Genomic DNA, 6,879 nt, shown 5'->3' with positions numbered 1-6,879 from the left:
GAGGTACGACAAACTCGCCGTCCGCTACGAAGCGACCGTGCTGGTCGCAGCCATCAATGAATGGCTGTGACCAGCACTTTCGCAACAGGCCCTAGCCGCCCTCGCTCCTTCCCTCCGCCCCAGCGAGCACCTCCGCTACCGCATCACAACCGAGACTCCCCGCCGGCCGACAAGGACCGCTCGGGACATCGAGCAACGAGCCAGGAAGATTCCCGCGATGTTCTGGACGTCCTGGGCAGTCCGGCTCACACCGCCCGAAGGAATCTATGCACGGGCCCTGGCTCCCGCCCTCGCCGCCCTGCTGCTGATCCCGGACAGCCGTACCTCCTTGGACGAGGCGGCCGGGCTGGCCGGCGACGTCATCGACGGCATCGAGATCTCACGCCTCCTCCAGGAACTCGACGACCTTCCGCAATGGCCGGACATCGTCACTGCCCTGGACCGGCTCGCCGATCACCTCGACACCCACGGCACCCCCATCGACTACGGCCGGCGCCGACTTCTGGACTACACCGGCCTGCTTCCCCACGACCGCTGGCTGGCGATCTGCCGCCGCACCGGAACCCCGCCGGGAACCGGACGCCGCGAACGCATCGCCCGCAGCCAGCTCTTCCGCCGCCTCAGCGGCCTGCCTGCCGAGTCCCTCCCCGACGGCCAGGGCGGGCTCGACAGCGCAGAGTTCCGGGCAACGTCCCTGCGGTTCACCGCACTCCAGACGCCCGAACTCGCGCACGCCCTCCAGCAGGAAGCCCTCAACTTCCTTGCCTCGCAGCACATCCACGACGAGCCCGTGACCTGGCAGCCTCCCACCGCCTTGCTGTCCGGACTCTCCCTTCCCGGACCGGACCCGGCGCACATCGACCTACCCCGCCTGCACCAGCTCGTCCGAGCACGCGAGCACCCCGTTCAGCACGCAGCCCAGGTCCTGGGCACGACCGTCGAGGCCATCCGGCACGTTTTGGACGAACGCCCAGCCCCCGCACCCCCGTTGACGAAGAACGCCGCCAGAGCCACCGGCCGCATCCGACAGCAGGCCCGGCAAGCCATCCCGGCAGAGCGCTTCAGCCAGCTCTACCTCGACGAGCACCGGTCCCTCCAGCAGATCGCGGACCTCACCGGGTTCTCTCGCAGCGTGCTGACTGACCTCGCCAAGGAATATGGCATCCCGCTCCGTGAGGGGCCACAGGACTACAGGCGCCGCGGCACTATCGAACGGGACTGGCTCATCGAGCAGTACGTCCACCGTCGTCGCACTCTGCCGGACCTCGCCCGCGAAACCGGCATGAGCACCGCGAACATGGCGCGCTGGGCCAAGACCCACAACGTTCCGCTGCGATCACGAGGCGGAGCCAGCCACAGCCAGGCACTTCGCGCTGCAGACCAGGCCCATCGAGCGCCGCGCGTCCTCCGGCCGGCACTAAGCGGTCAGGGTGCCAGCGAACGCCTGAGCCGATTCGCGGCCGCATCCGCCTTTCCCAGCCTCAGCGAGGCGGCGAGCGGCCTCGGTCTCAACACGTTCACCCTCGTCGCGCAGATCAACCGGATCGAACGAGAGCTCGGCGGACCGCTGCTGGTCAGAGCAGAACGCGGTCGGCCCATGACGCTGACCCCCCTGGGGAGGAGGGTGCTCAGAGCTATTCGCACGTCCCAAGACAGCGTCATGAAATCCGAAGTTCACTCCGGGTCGGAAAGGCGATGAAAAGCTCCGTCGAACTCGCCCGCCGCAAGCAGCTTGGCGATCACGCTCACCATGTCTTGGATGCCAGGGTCTCGAACGATCAACCCGTCCGAGCACCAGAAGCACCGGCCCCCTGCTGCTTCTCCGGTCCCCTCCCACATCCTCATCAGCCGGTCCACCTCGGCAACGGTGAAGATCGTTGCACTCCAGCGAGAGCCGTCGGGGAGGTGAACCTCGACATCCACATTGCAGACCTCATCGAGCACCTCGTCAGGGCTCGGGAGGAACAGTGCCTCGAATCCTTCGGCGCGGGCACGGTAATAGGGGCCGTCCCATCCGGCGTCGGTCTGCAGTTCGCTCGTCGTGGTGGTCACAGCAGGAGCATCTCAGTAGCCCGGATGACCATCCACAGGAATTTGGACACCGCAGCGGCTGGCACGCAGACCGCCGCCATCATGGGCTCGTGAAGACATGGATGCGCTGCTACTGGGACGAGGAAGATGTCTGGTTCTACTTTGAGGTCGACGCCGAAGGCTGGGCGACTCGGCAGGTCGAACTCGAAGGGCCTGAGCTGATCCCGATCGCAGCTGCCTCCCTCGCCGAGTGGCAGCGGGCCCGCGACGCAGGCCGCCTCGATGAGTACGACAGCAGGTTCGGGATCACAGCCGAGCTGCCCGTTTCGGAGTGGGAAGGCCACGACCCCGAACAACTCACCTCCGAGGAGTTCGAGGAAGTCTGGACTTCTGCCCGTCGGCAGATCGAGTCCCGGCCAATCTGACCTCTCGGCGCCGCGGAGGCTTCTTGGGATCATCTCGGCATGACCCCGACCCTTCCCCGCACCGTCCGAGCCGTCGACACCGCTCAGCTCCTGAACCTGGCCCAGGAGGCCGCCATTCACGGCTTCAGCCAGCGGATCCCAGTCGACTGGCTTCGAGAGCACCTCGCCGCAGATGCGACGCACTACCTGTTCCCGACACTCGTGCAGCGGCTCACGCACCGGCCCGAGACGCCGCTGCAGTGGAGGTGCCAGCAACTGCTGACCGTCAGCACCGGCGAACAGATCTGGGGTCTCCTCGACGTCCTTCCCGACACCTTCGACAAGATCCCGGAGACCTTGGACACGGCGTCCAAGAAGGACATCGTCAGCCGCATCGATCGAGCAGTGAAGGTGCGTGAGTGGATGGAACGGATGGCTGCCGAGGCAGGTTCGTGACGCCCCGGACAGTGGTGGGGGCGGCTGGACACTCTGAGGAAATGACACCGATCTGAGACAGCCGCGGGACGACACGTCGTGAGACTGAAGGGGAACGTCCAGGTCACAGCGTCGGCACATGACACCGAAAGCGAGAACCTACAGGTCGGGCGGGCCTTCTCTCCTTCGACCGGAGAGGGTGCCAGGGGGAAATCGGCTCGACGTGAGGTGGGCCGGCCGGTGGACTGGGCACATGACGACACCTCAAGAAGAGCTGCTCCCCACCACCCGCCGGGCCCTGACGCACCGGATCGCCGTGGCCCAGGCCGAAGGGCGTACGCCGTCGCTCGTCGCGGCGGTGGTCCGGGGCGGGCGGACCGTGTGGCACGGTGCGCGGACCTCGGTCGAGGGTCACGGTCCGGACGAGAACGTCCAGTACCGCATCGGCTCGATCACCAAGACCTTCACCGCCGTCCTGGTCCTTCGCCTGCGCGACGAGGGACTGCTCGATCTCGGGGACCCACTGGAGAAGCATCTGCCGGGCACCGGGGTGGGCGAGGCCACGATCGCCGAGCTGCTGGCGCACTCGGGCGGGCTGGCCGCCGAGTCACCGGCGCCCTGGTGGGAGCGGACGCCGGGCTCGCTGCGTCCCGAGCTCGCCGATGTGCTGGGCGAGCGGCCGCTCCTGTACCCGGTGGGCCGCCGTCACCACTACTCCAACCCCGGCTACACCCTGCTCGGGGCGCTGGTGGAGAAGGTGCGGGACGCTTCGTGGGAGGAGGTGCTGCAGCGGGAGGTGCTGGACCCGCTGGGGCTGGAGCGTACGGCCACTCGGCCCAGTGCCCCGCATGCCGGCGGCTGGGCGGTGCATCCCTGGGCCGATGTGATGCTGGCGGAACCCGTCGAGGACCTCGGGCGGATGGCCCCGGCCGGTCAACTCTGGTCCACCACGGGGGACCTGGCGCGGTTCGCCGTCTTTCTGACGCGGGGGGACGACAAGGTACTCGGGGCGGAGACCGTGCGGGAGATGCGGGCGCCCGCCGCACCGGCGGAGGCCGCGGACGTGGCGGACGGCGCGGCCTACGGACTGGGCTTGCAGATCCAGAGCCAGGGCGGGCGCATGCTCGTGGGGCACTCCGGCTCCCTGCCGGGTTTCCTGGCCAACCTCACCATCGGTGTGGAGGACGACGTGGCCGCGGTCGTCCTGACCAACTGCACCTCCGGACCACTGCTCGCCGGGGTCGGTGCCGACCTCGTGCGCATCGTCGCCGAGGCGGAGCCCAGGATCCCGGAGCCGTGGCGGCCGTTGCGAGAGGTCGAATCCTCCGTACTGGAACTGGCGGGGCAGTGGTACTGGGGGACGCATGCCTCCGTCCTGCGGTTGACGCCCGACGGAGGGGTCTCACTGGGGCCGCTGTCGGGCCAGGGGCGCCGCTCGCGTTTCCGGGCGAAGGGTGACGGCAGCTGGACGGGCCTGGAGGGGTACTACGCGGGTGAGTCGCTGCGAGTCGTGAGGCGCCCGGACGGCAGCGTGAGTCATCTGGACCTCGGGTCGTTCGTCTTCACGCGCCAGCCCTACGACGAGAGCGCGACTGTGCCGGGCGGGGTGGACCCGGAGGGGTGGCGGGGGATCGGCTAGCAGCCGTCTTCCTGCAAGCGGCCCTGTTTCACGTGAAACAGGGCCGTGCGCCGTTCAGGGCGTGTGACGCGGTCGGCCTACTCAGAGCTGGAGCTTGAAGCCCGTGTGCGAGGCCGTGAAACCGAGGCGCTCGTAGAAGCGGTGGGCGTCGGTACGGGTCTTGTCCGAGGTGAGCTGCACCAGGTGACATCCCTGCTGCCGGGACTCGTCGATGGCCCATGCGACGAGCTGCGTACCCAGGCCGCTGCCTCGTTCGTCGCCATGGATGCGCACACCTTCGATGATCGAACGGACGGCGCCGCGTCGGGACAGTCCCGGGACGATCGTCAGCTGGAGCGTGCCGACGACACGGTCGTCGCGGACGGCGACCACCAACCGCTGATTCGGATCGGCCCTGAGTCGTTCGAACGCGGCCCTGTACGGCCCCAGATCGTCCGGTGATTCGCGCTGAGCGCCCAGCGGGTCGTCGGCGAGCATCGCGACGACCGCGGGGATGTCCTCGGCGGTGGTGGGGCGTATTTCGAGATCTCCCATGACCGCACTCTAGAACCGCTCTAGGCGGGCACCGGCGCCTTCAGTGTCTCCACCGCCCGCACCAGCGGGGCAAGCTCGGGGTTGGTGGCCGCCGCGTCGAGGGCCTCGCGCAGGGCGGCGTCATTGGTGGGCCGTGCCTCGTCCAGCAGGTGCAGGCCCGCCGCGGTGACATTGGTGTAGATGCCGCGCCGGTCGGTGGGGCAGAGGTAGCGCTCGAGCAGGCCCCGGTCCTCGAGTCGGGTGACCAGCCGGGTGGTCGCGCTCTGACTGAGGACGACGGCGTCGGCGACCTGCTTCATCTGCAGATGCCCCCCGTCGCCGTCGTGCTGCCGGCTGAGCACGTCGAGCAGGGAGTACTCGCGCACGCTCAGGTCGTGCCCGGTCTGCAGCGCGCGCTCGATGTGTGCCTCGATCCTCCCGTGCAGCAGGGAGAGTGCGCACCAGCCCTGGGAGAGGGCGGTGAGCGCGGGGTCCGTCGCTGTCATGTGGTTCCTCCGTCCAGGAGTGGCTGACTCAAGAGTAGACCAGCTTCGCAATAGTCATCGCTTGCATATTGCCCGCGTGTGCAATTATTGTGACCGAAACCAAAGCGCTCCTGCAACTACTTGGGAAGGTTCCCTCCATGCCTCTCGCGCTTCTGGCCCTCGCGATCGGGGCCTTCGGGATCGGAACGACCGAGTTCGTGATCATGGGCTTGCTGCCCGAGGTCGCGAGCGACTACGGGGTCTCCATCCCCACCGCCGGCTACCTGGTGACCGGGTACGCGCTCGGTGTGATGTTCGGCGCCCCGCTGATGACCGTCCTCGGCACCAAGATTCCGCGCAAGCGGATGCTGATGCTGCTGATGGGCCTGTTCATCGTCGGCAACCTGCTCTCCGCCCTCGCGCCCACGTTCTCCGTCATGCTCATCGGCCGGGTGGTCGCCTCGCTCGCCCACGGCGCCTTCTTCGGCATCGGATCGGTCGTGGCGGCCGGTCTCGTCGCCCCGGACAAGAAGGCCGGTGCCATCGCGATGATGTTCACCGGCCTGACCGTCGCCAATGTCGTCGGCGTGCCGCTGGGCACGCTGATCGGGCAGACCGCCGGGTGGCGCGTCACCTTCGCCGTCGTCGCCGCGCTCGGAGTCGTCGGCCTGGCCGGGGTCGCCAAGCTGGTCCCCGACGTGCCCAGGGCCGAAGGCGTACGGCTGCGCCACGAAATGGCCGCGTTCAAGAACGTACAGGTCCTGCTGGCCATGTCCATGACCGTCCTCGGCTTCGGCGGGGTCTTCGCGGCCATCACCTACATCGCGCCGATGATGACCCATGTCGCGGGCTTCGCCGACGGCTCGGTCACCTGGCTGCTGGTTCTCTTCGGCCTCGGCATGGTGGGCGGCAACCTCGTCGGCGGTCGGTTCGCCGACCGTGCCCTGATGCCCATGCTGTACATCTCTCTGGGCGCCCTGTCCGTCGTGCTTGCCCTCTTCACCCTCACCGCGCACGACAAGATCGCGTCCGCCGTGACCGTCGTCCTGATCGGGGCCCTCGGCTTCGCCACCGTCCCACCGCTGCAGAAGCGCGTCCTGGACCACGCCCACGGGGCCCCGACGCTGGCCTCCGCGGTGAACATCGGCGCCTTCAACCTCGGCAACGCGCTCTCCGCCTGGCTCGGCGGTGTCGTCATCGCCGCGGGCCTCGGATACACCGCCCCCAACTGGGTCGGCGCCGTGCTCGCCGCGGCCGCGCTGGTCCTCGCCGTCCTCTCGGCCGCCCTGGAGCGGCGCGGCAGTACTCCCGGCACGGTCGTCGCGGGTTCGATGCCCGCCGAACAGCCGACCGCCACCGTCCACCACTGACC

Annotated in this window: 8 protein-coding genes; 5 read left to right on the top strand and 3 right to left on the bottom strand. The window is 68.6% G+C overall.

Annotation, left to right across the window (positions count from 1 at the left end; translation table 11 throughout):
- Window positions 1-217 precede the first annotated feature (217 nt).
- A complete protein-coding gene (locus tag IE94_RS36090; protein ID WP_078606598.1) occupies window positions 218-1,699 on the top strand; it encodes a helix-turn-helix domain-containing protein in 1,482 nt (493 codons plus the stop codon).
- Here the strand turns inward: IE94_RS36090 and IE94_RS0126610 are convergent.
- Window positions 1,675-2,052 carry a hypothetical protein gene (locus tag IE94_RS0126610; RefSeq protein ID WP_030189058.1) on the bottom strand — a complete coding sequence of 126 codons (378 nt, stop codon included), beginning with the start codon at window positions 2,050-2,052 and terminating at the stop codon, window positions 1,675-1,677. The two genes, IE94_RS36090 and IE94_RS0126610, sit on opposite strands and share 25 nt — an antisense overlap.
- Window positions 2,053-2,153: 101 nt before the next feature.
- Between IE94_RS0126610 and IE94_RS0126600 the strand changes: the two genes are divergently transcribed.
- From IE94_RS0126600 to IE94_RS0126590, 3 genes are all read left to right on the top strand, one after another.
- Window positions 2,154-2,456 (top strand): hypothetical protein, encoded by a 303-nt coding sequence (locus IE94_RS0126600; RefSeq protein WP_037923609.1) that lies wholly within the window; start codon window positions 2,154-2,156, stop codon window positions 2,454-2,456.
- Between the two features lie 39 nt (window positions 2,457-2,495).
- The gene (locus IE94_RS0126595) at window positions 2,496-2,891 is read left to right on the top strand and encodes a hypothetical protein (RefSeq protein WP_030189054.1); all 396 of its coding nucleotides are present in this window, start codon (window positions 2,496-2,498) and stop codon (window positions 2,889-2,891) included.
- Window positions 2,892-3,123: 232 nt separating this feature from the next.
- On the top strand, window positions 3,124-4,509 hold the full coding sequence (locus IE94_RS0126590; protein ID WP_030189053.1) for a serine hydrolase domain-containing protein: 1,386 nt from the start codon (window positions 3,124-3,126) through the stop codon (window positions 4,507-4,509).
- A gap of 81 nt (window positions 4,510-4,590) precedes the next feature.
- On the opposite strand, the gene IE94_RS0126585 is transcribed toward IE94_RS0126590, so the two are convergent.
- Window positions 4,591-5,043, bottom strand: a complete 453-nt coding sequence (locus IE94_RS0126585) for a GNAT family N-acetyltransferase (RefSeq protein WP_030189052.1) — start codon at window positions 5,041-5,043, stop codon at window positions 4,591-4,593.
- Window positions 5,044-5,063: 20 nt separating this feature from the next.
- Window positions 5,064-5,528, bottom strand: coding sequence for a MarR family winged helix-turn-helix transcriptional regulator (locus IE94_RS0126580; RefSeq protein WP_030189050.1), 465 nt, complete (start codon window positions 5,526-5,528; stop codon window positions 5,064-5,066).
- Window positions 5,529-5,665: 137 nt separating this feature from the next.
- On the opposite strand from IE94_RS0126580, the gene IE94_RS0126575 reads away from it, so the two are divergent.
- On the top strand, window positions 5,666-6,877 hold the full coding sequence (locus tag IE94_RS0126575) for an MFS transporter (protein ID WP_030189049.1): 1,212 nt from the start codon (window positions 5,666-5,668) through the stop codon (window positions 6,875-6,877).
- The last annotated feature ends 2 nt before the right edge of the window (window positions 6,878-6,879 follow it).

Source organism: Streptomyces violaceorubidus, from assembly GCF_000717995.1.
Lineage (GTDB): Bacteria > Actinomycetota > Actinomycetes > Streptomycetales > Streptomycetaceae > Streptomyces > Streptomyces violaceorubidus.
This window is presented reverse-complemented; position numbering and strand designations above follow the sequence as displayed.

Excerpts from the sequence above, each read along its gene's own strand:
- IE94_RS0126590 (WP_030189053.1), top strand. The coding sequence starts at position 3,124 with ATGACGACACCTCAAGAAGAGCTGCTCCCCACCACCCGCCGGGCCCTG.
- IE94_RS36090 (WP_078606598.1), top strand. The coding sequence starts at position 218 with ATGTTCTGGACGTCCTGGGCAGTCCGGCTCACACCGCCCGAAGGAATC.
- IE94_RS0126585 (WP_030189052.1), bottom strand. The coding sequence starts at position 5,043 with ATGGGAGATCTCGAAATACGCCCCACCACCGCCGAGGACATCCCCGCG.
- IE94_RS0126595 (WP_030189054.1), top strand. The coding sequence starts at position 2,496 with ATGACCCCGACCCTTCCCCGCACCGTCCGAGCCGTCGACACCGCTCAG.
- IE94_RS0126580 (WP_030189050.1), bottom strand. The coding sequence starts at position 5,528 with ATGACAGCGACGGACCCCGCGCTCACCGCCCTCTCCCAGGGCTGGTGC.
- IE94_RS0126575 (WP_030189049.1), top strand. The coding sequence starts at position 5,666 with ATGCCTCTCGCGCTTCTGGCCCTCGCGATCGGGGCCTTCGGGATCGGA.
- IE94_RS0126600 (WP_037923609.1), top strand. The coding sequence starts at position 2,154 with ATGCGCTGCTACTGGGACGAGGAAGATGTCTGGTTCTACTTTGAGGTC.